Raw genomic sequence first — 14,954 nt, 5'->3', positions numbered from 1 at the left:
CGCTCTGCCGACTGGTTGATGGTCTGGGCACGCGCCTGGGCATCGCTGCGCAACTGGCTGACCAACTCACTCATTTGCTCGCTGGCAGCGCGGTCAACACCTTTGACTGCCTGATCGCCTACAACAGGATCAGCGCCCGCCGCCAGAAACGCCTGACGCCCCTGTGCGTAAGCCTGACCCAACTGTCGGTGGCTGGCCTTGAGTTGCTCGGCACGGCCCTTGAGCGGCTGCTCGCTGCGGGCGATCAACTGGTCAAGGATGCCCTGCACCTGCTGCTCACGGGCCAGGAACTGCTGCCAGTACTTGTCCAGCTCAGCGGGCTGCTTGCCGCGCAGCAGCACGTTCTTCCACTCCTGGACCTGGACCTTGAACTGCAGGTTGGCTTCATCGATCAACTGCGACGCCTGCAATGGCCCGTCGATCAGCTGGCCGTAGCCGCGCACGCTGGAGGACAGCAACTGAAAGCACACCAGGGCGATCAGCAGGATCGCCGCCAGGCTGCCGCCGAGCAGGGCGAGAATTTGCACTCTGAGGGATTTACGCAACATCGAAAGAAGTCCCGGAACAAGGAATAAGGGAGCGGCGCCACTCGGCGCCAACCAGGCAAAGACGTCCCTGTCCTCGTTCGCTGGCCACTGACGGCAGGCCAAAAAAAAGCTGCCATCGATCGATAGCAGCCAGGTTCGAGCATTACGCAACAGCTGGAACAGATAGTCTCAAGGGATTGCTACAGAAATGTGACAGTCTGTAGGACGCTGTCACATTTCCGTCACGTTATTGAACTGCAACGCCGCCAGCCGCGCATACAAGGGGCTCTGGGCAATCAACTGGCGATGCGTGCCGATGGCCACCAGCCGGCCCTGATCAATCACCGCAATGCGGTCGGCATGCTGCACCGTGGCCAGGCGATGGGCGATCACCAGGGTGGTGCGCCCGCTCATCAGGGTCGGCAGCGCCTGCTGGATCAAATGCTCGCTCTGCGCGTCGAGGGCGCTGGTGGCTTCGTCCAGCAACAGAATCGGTGCATCCACCAGCAAGGCCCGGGCAATCGCCAGGCGCTGGCGTTGACCGCCCGAGAGGCCAAGGCCGGCGTCACCCAAGTGAGTCTGATAGCCCTTGGGCAACTGCAAGATGAACTCATGGGCATGGGCGCTGCGGGCAGCAGCCTCGACCTGTTCGGCCGTGGCATCGGCGCGCCCGTAGCGGATGTTGTCCTCCACCGTGCCAAAGAACAGCGCCGGGTTCTGCGCTACCAGGGCGAAGTGGCGGCGCAGGTCCTGCGGATCGAGGCACCTGATGTCCTGACCATCAAGCAGGATGCGCCCTTGCTGCGGGTCGTAAAAACGCAGTAACAGGTCGAACAGGGTCGACTTGCCCGCCCCCGACGGCCCGACCAGGGCCAGGGTTTCGCCGGGCTCGACGGTAAGCTTCAGGTCATCGATGGCCGGCGGTGTTGGCCGTGATGGATAAGCAAAACGGATGTTCTGCAACTCGACCCGGCCACTGACCCGCGGCGCCGAGCGCTGCAGGTCAGCAGGCGCGACTATCTCGCTGCGCGCTGCCAGCAGCTCGGCAATCCGCTCGCCGGCACCGGCAGCGCGCTGCAGCTCGCCAATCACTTCGCTGAGGGTGCCGAAGGCGCTGCCGACGATCAGGCTGTAGAACACGAAGGCGGCCAGCTCACCGCCGGAAATACGCCCGGCGATCACGTCCATGCCACCGACCCAGAGCATTACCCCGACCGCACCCAGCACCAGCACGATCACCAGGGTGATCAGCCAGGCGCGCTGGAGGATGCGTTTGCGCGCCACCTCAAGGGCCGCCTCGACCGTGGCGCCGAAGCGCTGCTGGTCGCTGGACTGGTGGTTGTAGGCCTGCACGGTCTTGATCTGGCCGAGGGTCTCGGCCACATAGCTGCCGACGTCGGCGACCCGGTCCTGGCTCTGCCGCGACAGGTTGCGCACCCGGCGGCCGAAAATCAGGATCGGTGCCAGCACCAGCGGCAAGGCCAGCACCACGATGCTGGTGAGCTTGGGGTTGGTGACAAACAGCAGGACGATGCCGCCCAGCACCATCAGCGCGTTGCGCAGGAACAGCGACAGCGACGAGCCGATCACCGATTGCAACAAGGTTGTGTCGGCGGTCAGCCGCGACTGGATCTCCGAACTGCGGTTACTTTCGAAAAAACCCGGGTGCAGGTAGATCAGATGATCGAACACCTGCTGGCGGATATCGGCCACACAGCGTTCGCCAATCCACGACACCAGATAGAAGCGGCTGAAGGTACCGATCGCCAGGGCCAGCACCAACAGCAGGAACAGGCCGATGGACTGGTTGAGCAGGTGCGGCGACTGGGTCATGAAGCCCTGGTCCACCAGCAGGCGAATACCCTGGCCCATGGACAGGGTAATCGCTGCGGTAACGATGAGTGCCAGCAAGGCCAGCAGCGCCTGCGTGCGGTAAGGACGGATAAAACGCCAGCCCAGGCGCAGGGCCTGGCGCTGGCGTGAAGAAAACCGGTTGAGCATGGAGTACGCCGTTTGTCCGCTATTTACAGCAGCCTACACCGGACCGTTGATCAAGCGCCAAGGAACTGCGGGCAATGATTGGGCGTCGGAACCAGAACCTGGGCATATAAGACCCAGGCCACAGCCGGCTAGACCGTTTCGGTCTAAAGTACTACTGGAGGTTTACTCGGCTTTCTGATGGACTGGACACGTCGCACAGTGATAACCGAAGGAGCTGTCACAGGCCGGTCACGAGGCGATTCTAGTCTGAGCTTGCAACCTGATGAGGAGACAGGAAATGAGCTTGCAACATCAAGGCAACACCCAGGAAAAACCCGCGCCTAACCCGCAGGCATCGGTAGGCGGCACGATCATCGACAAGGATGGCAATGAGATCACCATCACCGAGGAGATGATCCAGCAGGCCTGCGAGAAGCTGGAAAAAAGCCGGGTAGAACTCGCCAAGAAAGACTGACCCACCCGAATTCTTCAACCCGGCGCACGCGCCGGGTTTTTATTGCCCGCTATTTACACCAGCACGCCGCCCAAGGCGCGGACCAGCTGTGCCAGTTGCGGCGCTTCACCGTGCAGGCGCACGGCCAGGCCTTCGATTTCACGGCGCGGTGGGTAGTGCTTGCGCAAGTTGTCGAAGGCGGCCTTCTGCTGCGCCGGGTCGCGGCTCAAGCTGCGGCGAAAATCGGCATCGTCACGGCGCGGGTCATACACCGCACGGCACAGGGTCGCGAGGGCCCAGGCCGGATCGGTCTCGGCCTGCAAGGCGATTTCGGTCAGCCACGGCTGTGGCAGCAGGTCGCTCAGTTGCACCTCGGCAGGTTCGCCACGCCAGGCGCAAAACGCCTGGTAGATCTGCGCGGTGCCGCGCTGCTTGCCGTCCAGGCTGTAGCCGGCAATATGCGGGGTGGCGATCACGCAGAGGTCGGCCAGGGCCAGGTCGACCTGGGGCTCGCCCTCCCAGACGTCGAGCACCGCCTGGATATCGTCGCGCTCACGCAGCAACTGGCGTAAAGCCTGATTGTCGACCACCGGGCCGCGGCTGGCATTGATCAGCCAGGCGCCGGGGCGCAGGCGGGCCAGTTGCGCCTGGCCCAGCAGGTGCCAGGTCGGCAGCTCGCCGCTACGGGCCAGCGGGGTGTGCAGGCTAATGACGTCGCACTGCTCGATGATCTGCTCCAGGCTCACATAGTCGCCGCCTTCGCGCGCCTGGCGCGGCGGGTCGCACACCAGCACCTGCCAGCCAAGGTCGCGCAGCACCTCGACCAGACGCCCACCGACTTCCCCGGCGCCGACCACCCCATAGGTGCGCGCAGGCAAGCTGGCGCCGTCGAGCTCGGCCAGGGTCAGCAGGCTGCCGAGCACATAGTCGACCACCCCGCGGGCGTTGCAGCCTGGCGCGCTGGACCAGTGAATACCAGCCTCGGCGAAATAATCCAGGGCCAGGTGATCGGTGCCGATGGTGCAGGTGCCGACAAACTTCACCTGGCTGCCTTCGAGCAAAGTGCGATCGACCTTGGTCACTGAACGCACCAGCAGCACATCGGCATCCTTGACGCAGGCGGCATCGATCGCTCGCCCGGGGTAGCGGCGGATTTCGCCAAAACCGGCAAAGAAGGCATCGAGCAGCGGGATATTCTCGTCAGCAACAATCAGCATGGCGCTCTCCTATCGGGGTGCGCAGTGTAGGCCGATACGGGTGGGGCGATCCACAGGCAGGCGAGGTTCCTGACTGCCGCGTCAAGGCGTAGACTAGCCGGCTTTGCCCATCTTTCCTGTGGACGCCTGCCTTGTGACACCGATGACCGCCGAGACCCAAACCCCCGCCCTGTCGCGCCCGACGCGGATCCGCAGCGAGCTGCGCGGCCTGCTGATGCTGGCCACGCCAATCATCATTGCCCAGTTGGCGACCACCGCCATGGGTTTTGTCGATGCGGTGATGGCCGGCCGGGTCAGCCCCCGCGACCTGGCAGCCGTGGCGCTGGGTAACTCGATCTGGATTCCGGTGTACCTGCTGATGACCGGCATCCTGCTGGCGACCACGCCCAAGGTTGCCCAGCGCTATGGCGCCGGCCAGCATGCCGAGATCGGCCCGCTGGTGCGCCAGGCATTGTGGCTGGCACTGTGCGTCGGCCTGATCGCCAGTGGCCTGCTGCTCAGCGCCGAACCGATCTTGCAGGTGATGAAAGTCGACCCGCAACTGGTGGCGCCGAGCATGGGCTATTTGCAGGGCATTGCCTTCGGCTTCCCCGGTGTCGCCCTTTATTACGTGTTGCGCTGCTACAGCGATGCCCTGGGCCGGACCCGGCCGAGCATGGTCATCGGCTTGTCCGGGCTGCTGCTGAACATTCCGCTGAACTATGTACTGATTTACGGCCACTTCGGCATGCCGGCTCTGGGCGGCGTCGGTTGCGGCTGGGCCAGCGGCATCGTCATGTGGTTCATGGCCTTGAGCATGGCCGCCTGGACCCACTGGGCCCCGGCCTATGCCCGCCAGCGCGTGCTGGTGCGCCTGGACAAGCCGCAATGGCCGGTGATCAAGCGCCTGGTCGGCGTCGGCCTGCCGATCGGCATCGCGGTATTCGCCGAGTCGAGCATCTTCGCAGTGATTGCCCTGCTGATCGGCAGCCTCGGCCCGACCGTGGTGGCCGGGCACCAGATTGCCCTGAACATCAGCTCGCTGCTGTTCATGATTCCGTATTCGCTGGGGATGGCGGTGACCGTGCGGGTTGGCCAGGCGATCGGCGCCGGGCTACCGCGCCAGGCGCGCTTCGCCGCCCTGGTGGGCCTGGGTGCGGCGCTGGTGTTTGCCTGCTTCTCGGCCAGCCTGATCCTGCTGATGCGCGAGCCCATCGCCTCGATCTACACCCCGGACACGGCGGTGATCCAGATTGCCGCGATGCTGATCGTGTATGCCGCGCTGTATCAGTTCTCCGACGCCATCCAGGTGATTGCCGCCGGCGCCCTGCGCGGTTACCAGGACACCCGGGTGACCATGATCCTGACCCTGTTCGCCTACTGGGGCATCGGCTTGCCGGTGGGTTACGTGCTCGGCCTGACCGACCTGTTCGGCCCGGCAAGCGGCCCTAACGGCCTGTGGGAAGGCCTGATTGCCGGCCTCACCTGCGCGGCGCTGATGCTGGCGATTCGCTTGGCGCGCAGCAGCGCCAAGCACATTCGCCGCGCTGAAAAGCGTTAACCGAGCTTCTTGCGGATCCAGTACAGGTAAGTGCCCGCCTCTTCCTGCTGCTGGACCAGTTCATGGTCGAGGAACACGCAAAACTTGGGGATATCGCGACGGGTCGAGGGATCGGTGGCGATCACCTTGAGCAGGCCGCCGGGGGCCAGGTCGCGAATGTACTGGTGCAGCATCATCACCGGCTCCGGGCAGTTCAGGCCGGTGGCGTCGAGGATGGCATCTGGGGTGAAGTCAGTCATGTAGAACTCCGGAAACAATCAGCTATTGTCGCTCAAGCCGCTCCCGCAGCCTCAGCGCGGTTTCAGATCCAGGCGCCGCAGGTGGCAGGTCACTTCCTCACGGTCGTGATACAGCTGCTTGCAGCCGATCGAGACCTTGACCTTGCGCGCCTTGAAGCCCTCTTCGATGCGCTCGAGCAGGCGCCGCACTTCGGCGTAACGCTGCTTCATCGGCAGCTTGAGGTTGACCACCGCCTCGCGGCACAAGCCCTCGCCGAGCCAGGTTTCGAGCAGGGCGGCACTGCGCGCCGGCTTCTCGACGATGTCACAGACCATCCAGTCCACGGTCTGCCTGGGCTTGTAGGTAAAGCCGTCGGCCATCAGGTGCTGGACCAGGCCAGTGTCCATCAGGCTCTCAGCCATCGGCCCGTTGTCGATGGCGGTCACCAGCATGCCGCGCTTGACCAGTTGGTAAGTCCAGCCGCCCGGCGCAGCGCCCAGGTCTACCCCGGTCATGTCGTCGGACAGGCGCGCATCCCACTGATCGCGAGGGATGAAGTGGTGCCAGGCCTCTTCCAGCTTGAGGGTCGAACGGCTCGGCGCTTCGCGGGGGAACTTCAGGCGCGGAATACCCATCGGCCACATCGCCGAGTTATCCGCCGCCGCCAGGCCGACAAACACCCGCCGGCCGCTGACGAAGGTCAGCAGCAATCGTGGTTTGTGCGCATCCTCAACCAGGCGCCCGGCCTTGCTCAGGGCCTTGCGCAGCGGCACTTCGAACTTGCGACAGAAGGTCGACAGTTCTTTGCCATCGTTGGTGTCCATCACCTCCAGCCACAGGCTGCCACACTGCGGGTAATCGGCCAGGGCCTCGAGCAGAACGCTGATGCGGTCGGTTTCCGGCAGCTCGATGAACGCGCCGCGGGCCCATTGCCGGGGGAAGATCAGTTGGGCAAAACGCAGCTCGCGCATCAGTTGCTCGGCACCTTCGGCGTCGTTGCAGATGAACTCGGCGCAGGCGCTCTGCGGCTTGGCCTTGGCATAGCCGGCGACATTCAGGCGCGCGGCGTGCTCGGCGATTTCGGCACAGACTTCGCTCTCGAAACCGGGCCGGCAATGCATAAACAGGGTATTCATCTTCACTCCAGGACGGCTGACGGCCATTACCGCCAACCCTGACCGGGCGCAATACGCAGCGCCGGTAAATCGGCGAATGATAAAGGAAGATCGGAACCTGCGACACTTCCGGCCGGTCCAGTACATGGTCAGGTCCGCCAAACAGGGCTACCCTGACCGTTCAGCCAGGTCCGTGCCGTGCGGACTGTCACAGAGGCGGTGAACCGGCGACAGCAGGGAAGATTGCCGATCACCGGCGCAGAAGGAGTTGGTAATGCCCTCGCTCGATAGCCTGAAAACCCTCAAGACCCTGACGGTCGATGATCGTCTCTACCACTATTACAGCCTGCCCGACGCCGCCCACAGCCTCGGCGACCTGCAGCGCCTGCCGATGTCGCTGAAAGTGCTGCTGGAAAACCTGCTGCGCTGGGAAGACGGCAAGACCGTCACCAGCGGCGACCTTTCGGCGCTGGCCAACTGGCTCAAGGAGCGGCGTTCCGACCGCGAAATCCAGTACCGCCCGGCGCGGGTGCTGATGCAGGACTTTACCGGCGTACCGGCGGTGGTCGACCTCGCCGCCATGCGCGCGGCCATGGCCAAGGCCGGCGGCGACCCGCAGCGGATCAACCCGTTGTCGCCGGTGGACCTGGTCATCGATCACTCGGTGATGGTCGACCGCTACGCCAGCCAGCAGGCCTTTGCCCAGAACGTCGACATCGAAATGCAGCGCAACGGCGAACGCTACGCCTTCCTGCGCTGGGGCCAGAACGCCTTCGACAACTTCAGCGTGGTGCCGCCGGGCACCGGTATCTGCCACCAGGTCAACCTCGAGTACCTGGGGCGCACCGTCTGGACCCGTGAAGAAGACGGGCGCACCTACGCCTTCCCCGACACCCTGGTCGGCACCGACTCGCACACCACCATGATCAACGGCCTGGGCGTGCTCGGCTGGGGCGTCGGCGGTATCGAGGCGGAGGCTGCAATGCTCGGCCAGCCGGTGTCGATGCTGATCCCGGAAGTGATCGGTTTCAAGCTGACCGGCAAGCTGCGCGAAGGCATCACCGCCACCGACCTGGTGCTGACCGTCACGCAGATGCTGCGTAAAAAAGGCGTGGTCGGCAAATTCGTCGAGTTCTACGGCGACGGCCTGGCCGACCTGCCCCTGGCTGACCGCGCCACCATCGCCAATATGGCACCGGAGTATGGCGCCACCTGCGGCTTCTTCCCGGTCGACCAGATCACCCTCGATTACCTGCGCCTGTCGGGCCGTCCTGAAGCCACGGTGAAACTGGTCGAGGCTTACTGCAAAGCCCAGGGCCTGTGGCGCCTACCCGGCCAGGAGCCGGTGTTCAGCGACGCCCTGGCCCTGGACATGAACGAAGTCGAAGCGAGCCTGGCCGGGCCCAAGCGCCCGCAAGACCGTGTCGCCCTGGGCAATGTCAGCCAGGCCTTCGATGACTTCATCGGCCTGCAACTCAAGCCCTCGAGCAAGGAAGAAGGTCGCCTTGAAAGCGAAGGCGGTGGCGGCGTGGCGGTGGGCAATGCCGACCAGGCCGGTGAAGTCAGCTATGAATACCAGGGCCAGCAACACCTGCTCAGAAACGGCGCGGTGGTGATCGCGGCGATCACCTCCTGTACCAACACCTCCAACCCCAGCGTGATGATGGCAGCCGGGCTGGTGGCGAAAAAGGCAGTGGAAAAAGGCCTGCAGCGCAAGCCCTGGGTCAAGAGCTCGCTGGCCCCCGGCTCCAAGGTGGTTACCGACTACTACAAGGCCGCCGGCCTGACCCAATACCTCGACGCCTTGGGCTTCGACCTGGTGGGCTATGGCTGCACCACCTGCATCGGCAACTCCGGCCCGCTGGACGACGCCATCGAAAAAGCCATCACCAGCGCCGACCTCACCGTCGCCTCGGTGCTCTCGGGCAACCGCAACTTCGAGGGCCGCGTGCACCCGCTGGTGAAAACCAACTGGCTGGCCTCGCCACCGCTGGTGGTCGCCTATGCCCTGGCCGGCAGCGTGCGCGTGGATATCAGCCGCGAACCGCTGGGCGTCGGCAAGGATGGCCAGCCGGTGTACCTGCGCGACATCTGGCCCAGCCAGAAAGAAATTGCCGACGCCGTGGCCAGCGTCGATACCGCGATGTTCCACAAGGAGTACGCCGAGGTGTTTGCCGGCGACGCCCAATGGCAAGCCATCGAAGTACCGCAGGCGGCCACCTATGTCTGGCAGGACGATTCCACCTACATCCAGCATCCGCCGTTCTTTGACGACATTACCGGGCCGCTGCCGGTCATCGAGGATATTCACGGCGCCAGGGTCCTGGCCCTGCTGGGCGATTCGGTGACCACCGACCACATTTCCCCGGCCGGCAACATCAAGGCAGACAGCCCGGCCGGACGTTACCTGCGGGAAAAAGGCGTCGAGCCGCGCGACTTCAACTCCTACGGCTCACGCCGGGGCAACCATGAAGTGATGATGCGCGGCACCTTCGCCAATATCCGCATTCGCAACGAGATGCTCGGCGGTGAAGAAGGCGGCAACACTCTCTATGTGCCCAGCGGCGAGAAGATGGCGATCTACGACGCGGCCATGCGCTACCAGGCCGATCGCACGCCACTGGTGGTGATTGCCGGCCAGGAATACGGCACCGGCTCCAGCCGCGACTGGGCCGCCAAGGGCACCAACCTGCTGGGGGTCAAGGCGGTGCTGGCGGAGAGCTTCGAACGCATCCACCGCTCCAACCTGGTGGGCATGGGCGTGTTGCCGTTGCAATTCAAGCCCGGGCAGAACCGCAAGAGCCTGGCCCTGGACGGCCGCGAGCGTATCGACATTCTTGGCCTGAGCCATGCAAAGGTGCAGCCGCACATGACCCTGAACCTGAAGATCACCCGCGAGGACGGTCGCCAGGAGCAGATCGAAGTGCTGTGCCGCATCGATACCCTCAATGAAGTGGAGTACTTCAAGGCCGGCGGGATTCTTCACTATGTACTGCGGCAATTGATCGCAGCCTGAAGTAACGGCCCGGTCCCTGTGACCGGGCCTTTGCCTGATGGAGCAGACCACGTACGATAAGCAGTAATGGCCAAAGGATGGCCGAGTGGCGTGTCCTCGATTGTAAAAGCGCAGTCGAAGGTTTCACGTTTTGCTTTTCAAAGGATGTCTCATGCTTGCCCCGCAATGGATCGGCCTGGCGCTGCTCGGCCTCGGTTACCTCTTCGCCCTGCTCAAGGGCAACCTCGGCCTGCTGGCCCTGCCCACCCTGATTGCCCTGCTGTGTGCAGGCTTGCTGGTACGCCGCGCGAGCCTCTGGCAAAAGCTGGTCGGCCATGCCCTGTTCGTGCTCCTGGCCTTTGCCCTGGCCCTGCACATGCTGCCCGGTTTCAGCGGCGCCAAGGTCATCGACAAGGTGCGTTTTAGCAGCGAAGCCCTGCCCTTCTCCATGTACCTGAACCTCGACAAGCCGCTGATCGGCTTCTGGCTGCTGCTGGCGTGCCCCTGGGTGCTGGCCCTGAAGAACAAGCGCCCACTGGCGAGCCTGGCCTGGACCTTGCCATTGGTCATCGCGGTCTGCCTGGGCGGCGCCTGGCTGCTGGCAATGATCGCCTGGGCGCCGAAGTGGCCTGAACAGGCGTGGATCTGGGCCATGAACAACCTGCTGCTGGTGTGCCTGACCGAAGAGCTGCTGTTTCGCGGCTACATCCAGGGCGGCCTGCAACGCCTGCTGAAAAACCAGAACCTGGCCCTGCTGCTGGCCGCCAGCCTGTTCGGCCTGGCCCATCTTGGTGGCGGCTGGCAATGGGTGCTGCTGGCTGGGCTTGCCGGTGTCGGCTACGGCCTGGCATACCGTCATGGCGGCATTTTCGCCGCAGTACTCTGCCATTTCGGCCTGAACCTGGCGCATTTCGCCGGTTTCAGTTACCCGATGCTGGCGCCGTTGTGAACTTGCGGTCATTAGCTGACTTTTGTGTCAAAAACATGAAAGAATGCAGCTAATTTGTTGAACTTTGCACGAGTGACTTAGCGCAGGTCAGATCAGGACTCATTGATCGAAATCAAGCCCTGCAAATATTCATTCAACAAAACCCCCGGCGTGCCGATACCTCTCGAAAGCCTTGCGGATTGAACAGCTAATGCGTAACAACCAGCCGATTACCCAGCGCGAACGGACTTTCCCAGCTCAGCAACGGTTGATTTCGACCACTGATGCCAAGGGCGTTATCACTTACTGCAACGACGCCTTCGTCGAAATCAGCGGCTTCTCCCGCGAGGAGCTGATGCGCGCACCGCACAACCTGGTCCGCCACCCGGATGTGCCGCCTGCTGTGTTTGCGCATATGTGGACCACGCTCAAGCAAGGCCTGCCATGGATGGGCATCGTCAAGAACCGCTGCAAGTCGGGTGACCATTACTGGGTCAACGCCTATGTTACGCCGGTGTTCGAGAGCAACCAGGTGGTGGGCTTCGAATCGGTGCGGGTCAAGCCCACCGCCGAACAGGTACGCCGCGCCGAAGCGCTGTACCAGCGCATCAACCAGGGCAAGCCGGCCATTCCGCGCCGCGACAAGTGGCTGCCGGTGGTGCAGGACTGGCTGCCGTTCATCCTCATCAGCCAGATCGGCTTCCTGATCGGCAACTGGCTCGGCCATTCCTGGGGCTTTGCCCTGGCCGCCGGCCTTTCGGTGCCGCTCGGCCTGCTTGGCCTGAGCTGGCAGCAACGCGGCCTCAAGCGCCTGCTGCGCCTGGCCGAACAAGCCACTTCCGACCCGCTGATCGCGCAGATGTACACCGACAGCCGCGGCGTGCAGGCGCGCCTGGAAATGGCCATGCTCAGCCAGGATGCGCGGATGAAAACCTGCCTGACCCGCCTGCAGGATACCGCCGAGCACCTCAACGAGCAGGCGCGCCAGTCCGACACCCTGGCCCACAACAGCTCCTCGGGCCTGGAACGCCAGCGCGTGGAAACCGAACAGGTTGCCGCCGCCGTCAACCAGATGGCCGCCACCACCCAGGAAGTGGCCAACCACGTGCAGCGCACGGCCGATGCCACTCAGGAAGCCAATCGCCTGACCGGGCGCGGCCGTGACATCGCCGGGGAAACCCGCGAAGCCATCCAGCGCCTGTCGGCTGCCGTCGGCGAGACCGGCCTGACCGTGACTCAGCTGGCTCGCGACAGCGACGAAATCGGTGGCGTGGTCGATGTGATCAAGGGCATTGCCGACCAGACCAACCTGCTGGCCCTGAACGCCGCCATCGAAGCGGCCCGGGCCGGTGAGATGGGCCGCGGCTTTGCCGTAGTGGCCGACGAAGTGCGCCAGCTGGCGCAACGCACCGCCGAATCCACCGGGCAGATCCACGGCCTGATCGCCAAACTGCAACAGACTGCCAACAGCGCCGTGCAGACCATGGAAAGCGGTCATCGCCAGGCTGAAGAAGGCGTTGCACGGGTGATGGAAGCCGACCAGGCATTGGTCGGCATCAGCGAAGCGGTAGCCAACATCACCGACATGGCCACGCAAATTGCTGCTGCCACTGAAGAGCAGACTGCGGTGGCCGACGAGATCAGCCGCAACATCAGTACCATCGCCCAACTGGCCGACCAGACCTCGGAACAGGCCCAGCACTCGGCGCTGCTCAGCGAAGAACTGACCCGCACCGCCACCAGCCAGTACTCGCTGGTGGAACGCTTCAACCGCTAAGCCCGGCCGCGCATCGCCATTGGCGGTGCGCGGCTCCCCGCCTTACCAGTCGAGCGTCAGCCGGCTTTCAAAGTATCGCTCTGCACCGCTCAACGGGTCATTGAAACGCAGGCTGTGCGCCAGCAGTTTCAGCGGCTTGCTGTAGTCGTCCGGCCCCTGAACGATGTCCGGATAGAACGGATCGTTGCAAATGCTCGCGCCCAGGGCGGTCATGTGCACGCGCAGCTGGTGCGTCTTGCCGGTCACCGGCGACAGCCCGTAGCGCCACAGCTCGCCATTCTTCTCCAGCACCTGGGCGAGGGTTTCGCTGTTGCTCACCCCTTCCACTTCCTGCATGCGGAAGAACGGCTCGCCATTGACCAGGCGACTTTTGTGCACCAGTGGAAAATCACGCGCGGGCAAGGCGCGGGCGATGGCCTGGTAGCGCTTGTCGATCTGCCGGTTTGGAAACAGCGACTGATAGGCCGAACGGCTCTGCGGGTTGGCCGAGAACAGCACCAGCCCGGCGGTGTGCCGGTCGATGCGGTGCAAGGGCACCAGGTGGGGATTGTCCAGGCGGCGGATCAGCCGGCGCAGCAAGGTCTGCTCGACATACTCGCCGGTCGGGGTGACTGGCAGGAAATGCGGCTTGTCGGCAACCACCAGGTGCTCATCGATGTGCAGGATGGCCTCTTCGACCGGGATCGGTTTTTCGTTCGGCACTTCACGAAAGTAGTGAATGCGCAGGCCCGGACGGTAGGCAAGCGCGGCATTGATCGGCGCACCCTGGGCATCGAGCACCCGGCCGCGGGCGATACGATCGAGCCACTGCTCGCGACCGATGGCCTTGAAGTGCTCGCTCAGGCAATCGACCACCGTCGCCCAGTTGCCGGGCGGCAGGCAGACAGTACTGGCTTGATGCTGTGCCGGATCGAAGGGAGGCGTGGCCATGGGAACACTCAGGACGAAAGGACCGGGCATTATCGCCCATGCCCGCCCGCTCAGCCAGCTTCGGTGGCTGCAGCCTCGGTGAACTCCTTGAGCCAGCGCAGCACCTCGACCGCCTCCCAGCGGCCGGGGTCGTAAAGGGCGTACAACAACCCCTGGTAACCGACCACATCCAGCGGCCGGTGGTAACCCGCGCGCTGGAACAGCGCCTCGATCTCGGCGAAGCAGGTATTGAAATGCACTTTATTGAACGGCGTCTTGCCTTCCAGCACCAGGCCGTCAAGGCGCAACTCGAGCACCGCTTCACTCACGACCTCGACAGCCATGCGATTGACGGAGTATTTCAGTTGTTCGACATTGACCATTGATCCGGACCCTCGACGCAAGCGCCATCCCTTTACTGTATTTATATACAGCATATTCAGAGAAGTCGCCTGCGTCAATCAGACGACAGCTGTCAGACCAGACCCGGCAGGTAGCCACTACCGCGGCGAATGGTCAGCACCTGACGGCGTGGCACTTGCGTGCTGAGGCCAAAGTGCACCCACTGGTCGTATTCGAGGATCAACTGATCGAACATCACCTCACTGTCCTTGATTCGCCTGGCCAGTTCGCTCGGCGCCAGCCCGGTCACATTGATATCCACCGCCAGGCCGAGGGTATGCGCACTCCTGGGCGAGCCACCGATTGCCTTGTTGAGGGCCTGCGAACGGTAGCCGCTGCTGACTCTAATCGGCCGGCCGACCAGGCGGCGAACCTCTTCAAGCACAGTGCACAGTCGTTGCAGGTTACTGATGACCTGCGCTTCGGGGGTATTGTCGATACCACGACGAGCGGCAGTCTCCGAGGTAATCATCTCGGCGAGGGAAAAATGTGCGGACAGCTGCATGGGACCATTCCTTGGCATTGTGTATTCGCCAGGGATTGTCCTCGCACCCTTGAATCAACGCACGACAGGAAGCCGCTCCCCGCGCCCCCTGCTTTACTGCAAGAAGGTCACCACCTGTTCAGGGTCAAACGGCCAGTTCAACTCTGCACCGGTATCACATCTACGCAGCACCGGAATGCGCAGGCCATAGGTGTCGATCATCCCCTCGTGCTCGGCGATATCGACCAGTTCGACCATCAGGCCATGCTCGACAAACGGCATCAGCAGCGCCTCGGCCACTTCGCACAGGTGACAGCCCAAGGTGCCGAACAATTGGCATTCAGGAGGCATTTACGGGTACCAGCATCTGTAGGAACGGATCATTATTCTAGGTCTGCAATCGGGGC

The 14,954-nt window shown here is 63.6% G+C and carries 13 protein-coding genes; 5 read left to right on the top strand and 8 right to left on the bottom strand.

Annotation, left to right across the window (positions count from 1 at the left end):
* Positions 1–758: 758 nt before the first annotated feature.
* Positions 759–2,528 (bottom strand): ABC transporter transmembrane domain-containing protein, encoded by a 1,770-nt coding sequence (locus tag JYG36_RS09140; RefSeq protein ID WP_213603642.1) that lies wholly within the window; start codon positions 2,526–2,528, stop codon positions 759–761.
* A gap of 277 nt (positions 2,529–2,805) precedes the next feature.
* Between JYG36_RS09140 and JYG36_RS09135 the strand changes: the two genes are divergently transcribed.
* Positions 2,806–2,982: a PA1571 family protein gene (locus tag JYG36_RS09135; protein ID WP_176794234.1), complete on the top strand. Its 177-nt coding sequence runs from the start codon at positions 2,806–2,808 to the stop codon at positions 2,980–2,982.
* A gap of 53 nt (positions 2,983–3,035) precedes the next feature.
* Here JYG36_RS09135 and pdxB read toward each other — a convergent pair whose 3' ends face one another.
* Entirely contained in the window at positions 3,036–4,178 is a 1,143-nt protein-coding gene (gene pdxB, locus JYG36_RS09130) for a 4-phosphoerythronate dehydrogenase PdxB (protein WP_213603640.1), read from the bottom strand.
* 142 nt (positions 4,179–4,320) lie between these two features.
* Between pdxB and JYG36_RS09125 the strand changes: the two genes are divergently transcribed.
* Positions 4,321–5,718, top strand: coding sequence for an MATE family efflux transporter (locus JYG36_RS09125; RefSeq protein WP_045194955.1), 1,398 nt, complete (start codon positions 4,321–4,323; stop codon positions 5,716–5,718).
* Here the strand turns inward: JYG36_RS09125 and tusA are convergent.
* Together tusA and rlmM are read right to left on the bottom strand one after the other, a co-directional pair.
* Complete coding sequence (gene tusA, locus JYG36_RS09120) at positions 5,715–5,957, bottom strand: sulfurtransferase TusA (protein WP_045194957.1); 243 nt, start codon at positions 5,955–5,957, stop codon at positions 5,715–5,717. The two genes, JYG36_RS09125 and tusA, sit on opposite strands and share 4 nt — an antisense overlap.
* Before the next feature lie 51 nt (positions 5,958–6,008).
* Positions 6,009–7,073 carry a 23S rRNA (cytidine(2498)-2'-O)-methyltransferase RlmM gene (rlmM, locus tag JYG36_RS09115; RefSeq protein WP_045194959.1) on the bottom strand — a complete coding sequence of 355 codons (1,065 nt, stop codon included), beginning with the start codon at positions 7,071–7,073 and terminating at the stop codon, positions 6,009–6,011.
* Between the two features lie 253 nt (positions 7,074–7,326).
* On the opposite strand from rlmM, the gene acnA reads away from it, so the two are divergent.
* From acnA to JYG36_RS09100, 3 genes are all read left to right on the top strand, one after another.
* Positions 7,327–10,068 (top strand): aconitate hydratase AcnA, encoded by a 2,742-nt coding sequence (gene acnA, locus JYG36_RS09110; protein ID WP_213603638.1) that lies wholly within the window; start codon positions 7,327–7,329, stop codon positions 10,066–10,068.
* Positions 10,069–10,219: 151 nt separating this feature from the next.
* Positions 10,220–10,996, top strand: coding sequence for a CPBP family intramembrane glutamic endopeptidase (locus tag JYG36_RS09105; RefSeq protein ID WP_045194963.1), 777 nt, complete (start codon positions 10,220–10,222; stop codon positions 10,994–10,996).
* Positions 10,997–11,186: 190 nt separating this feature from the next.
* Positions 11,187–12,752, top strand: coding sequence for a methyl-accepting chemotaxis protein (locus JYG36_RS09100; RefSeq protein ID WP_045194965.1), 1,566 nt, complete (start codon positions 11,187–11,189; stop codon positions 12,750–12,752).
* A 42-nt stretch (positions 12,753–12,794) separates the two neighbouring features.
* On the opposite strand, the gene JYG36_RS09095 is transcribed toward JYG36_RS09100, so the two are convergent.
* From JYG36_RS09095 to JYG36_RS09080, 4 genes are all read right to left on the bottom strand, one after another.
* Complete coding sequence (locus tag JYG36_RS09095; RefSeq protein WP_213603636.1) at positions 12,795–13,682, bottom strand: pseudouridine synthase; 888 nt, start codon at positions 13,680–13,682, stop codon at positions 12,795–12,797.
* Between the two features lie 50 nt (positions 13,683–13,732).
* Positions 13,733–14,044, bottom strand: coding sequence for a hypothetical protein (locus JYG36_RS09090; RefSeq protein WP_045194969.1), 312 nt, complete (start codon positions 14,042–14,044; stop codon positions 13,733–13,735).
* Between the two features lie 92 nt (positions 14,045–14,136).
* A complete protein-coding gene (locus tag JYG36_RS09085; protein ID WP_213603634.1) occupies positions 14,137–14,568 on the bottom strand; it encodes a D-Ala-D-Ala carboxypeptidase family metallohydrolase in 432 nt (143 codons plus the stop codon).
* 93 nt (positions 14,569–14,661) lie between these two features.
* A complete protein-coding gene (locus JYG36_RS09080) occupies positions 14,662–14,898 on the bottom strand; it encodes a glutaredoxin family protein (RefSeq protein WP_093380717.1) in 237 nt (78 codons plus the stop codon).
* Positions 14,899–14,954 lie beyond the last annotated feature (56 nt).

The sequence above is a fragment of the Pseudomonas sp. SORT22 genome (assembly GCF_018417635.1).
In the GTDB taxonomy this organism is placed as follows: domain Bacteria; phylum Pseudomonadota; class Gammaproteobacteria; order Pseudomonadales; family Pseudomonadaceae; genus Aquipseudomonas.
The sequence above is the reverse complement of the archived record's forward strand: the minus strand, read 5'-3'. Positions and strand labels throughout refer to the sequence as shown.

What these genes read in the sequence shown, in the direction of transcription:
- JYG36_RS09085 (WP_213603634.1), bottom strand. Translation starts at nt 14,568, where the DNA reads ATGCAGCTGTCCGCACATTTTTCCCTCGCCGAGATGATTACCTCGGAG.
- JYG36_RS09125 (WP_045194955.1), top strand. Translation starts at nt 4,321, where the DNA reads ATGACCGCCGAGACCCAAACCCCCGCCCTGTCGCGCCCGACGCGGATC.
- JYG36_RS09135 (WP_176794234.1), top strand. Translation starts at nt 2,806, where the DNA reads ATGAGCTTGCAACATCAAGGCAACACCCAGGAAAAACCCGCGCCTAAC.
- JYG36_RS09090 (WP_045194969.1), bottom strand. Translation starts at nt 14,044, where the DNA reads ATGGTCAATGTCGAACAACTGAAATACTCCGTCAATCGCATGGCTGTC.
- JYG36_RS09080 (WP_093380717.1), bottom strand. Translation starts at nt 14,898, where the DNA reads ATGCCTCCTGAATGCCAATTGTTCGGCACCTTGGGCTGTCACCTGTGC.
- JYG36_RS09140 (WP_213603642.1), bottom strand. Translation starts at nt 2,528, where the DNA reads ATGCTCAACCGGTTTTCTTCACGCCAGCGCCAGGCCCTGCGCCTGGGC.
- rlmM (WP_045194959.1), bottom strand. Translation starts at nt 7,073, where the DNA reads ATGAATACCCTGTTTATGCATTGCCGGCCCGGTTTCGAGAGCGAAGTC.
- JYG36_RS09105 (WP_045194963.1), top strand. Translation starts at nt 10,220, where the DNA reads ATGCTTGCCCCGCAATGGATCGGCCTGGCGCTGCTCGGCCTCGGTTAC.
- pdxB (WP_213603640.1), bottom strand. Translation starts at nt 4,178, where the DNA reads ATGCTGATTGTTGCTGACGAGAATATCCCGCTGCTCGATGCCTTCTTT.
- JYG36_RS09100 (WP_045194965.1), top strand. Translation starts at nt 11,187, where the DNA reads ATGCGTAACAACCAGCCGATTACCCAGCGCGAACGGACTTTCCCAGCT.
- tusA (WP_045194957.1), bottom strand. Translation starts at nt 5,957, where the DNA reads ATGACTGACTTCACCCCAGATGCCATCCTCGACGCCACCGGCCTGAAC.
- JYG36_RS09095 (WP_213603636.1), bottom strand. Translation starts at nt 13,682, where the DNA reads ATGGCCACGCCTCCCTTCGATCCGGCACAGCATCAAGCCAGTACTGTC.
- acnA (WP_213603638.1), top strand. Translation starts at nt 7,327, where the DNA reads ATGCCCTCGCTCGATAGCCTGAAAACCCTCAAGACCCTGACGGTCGAT.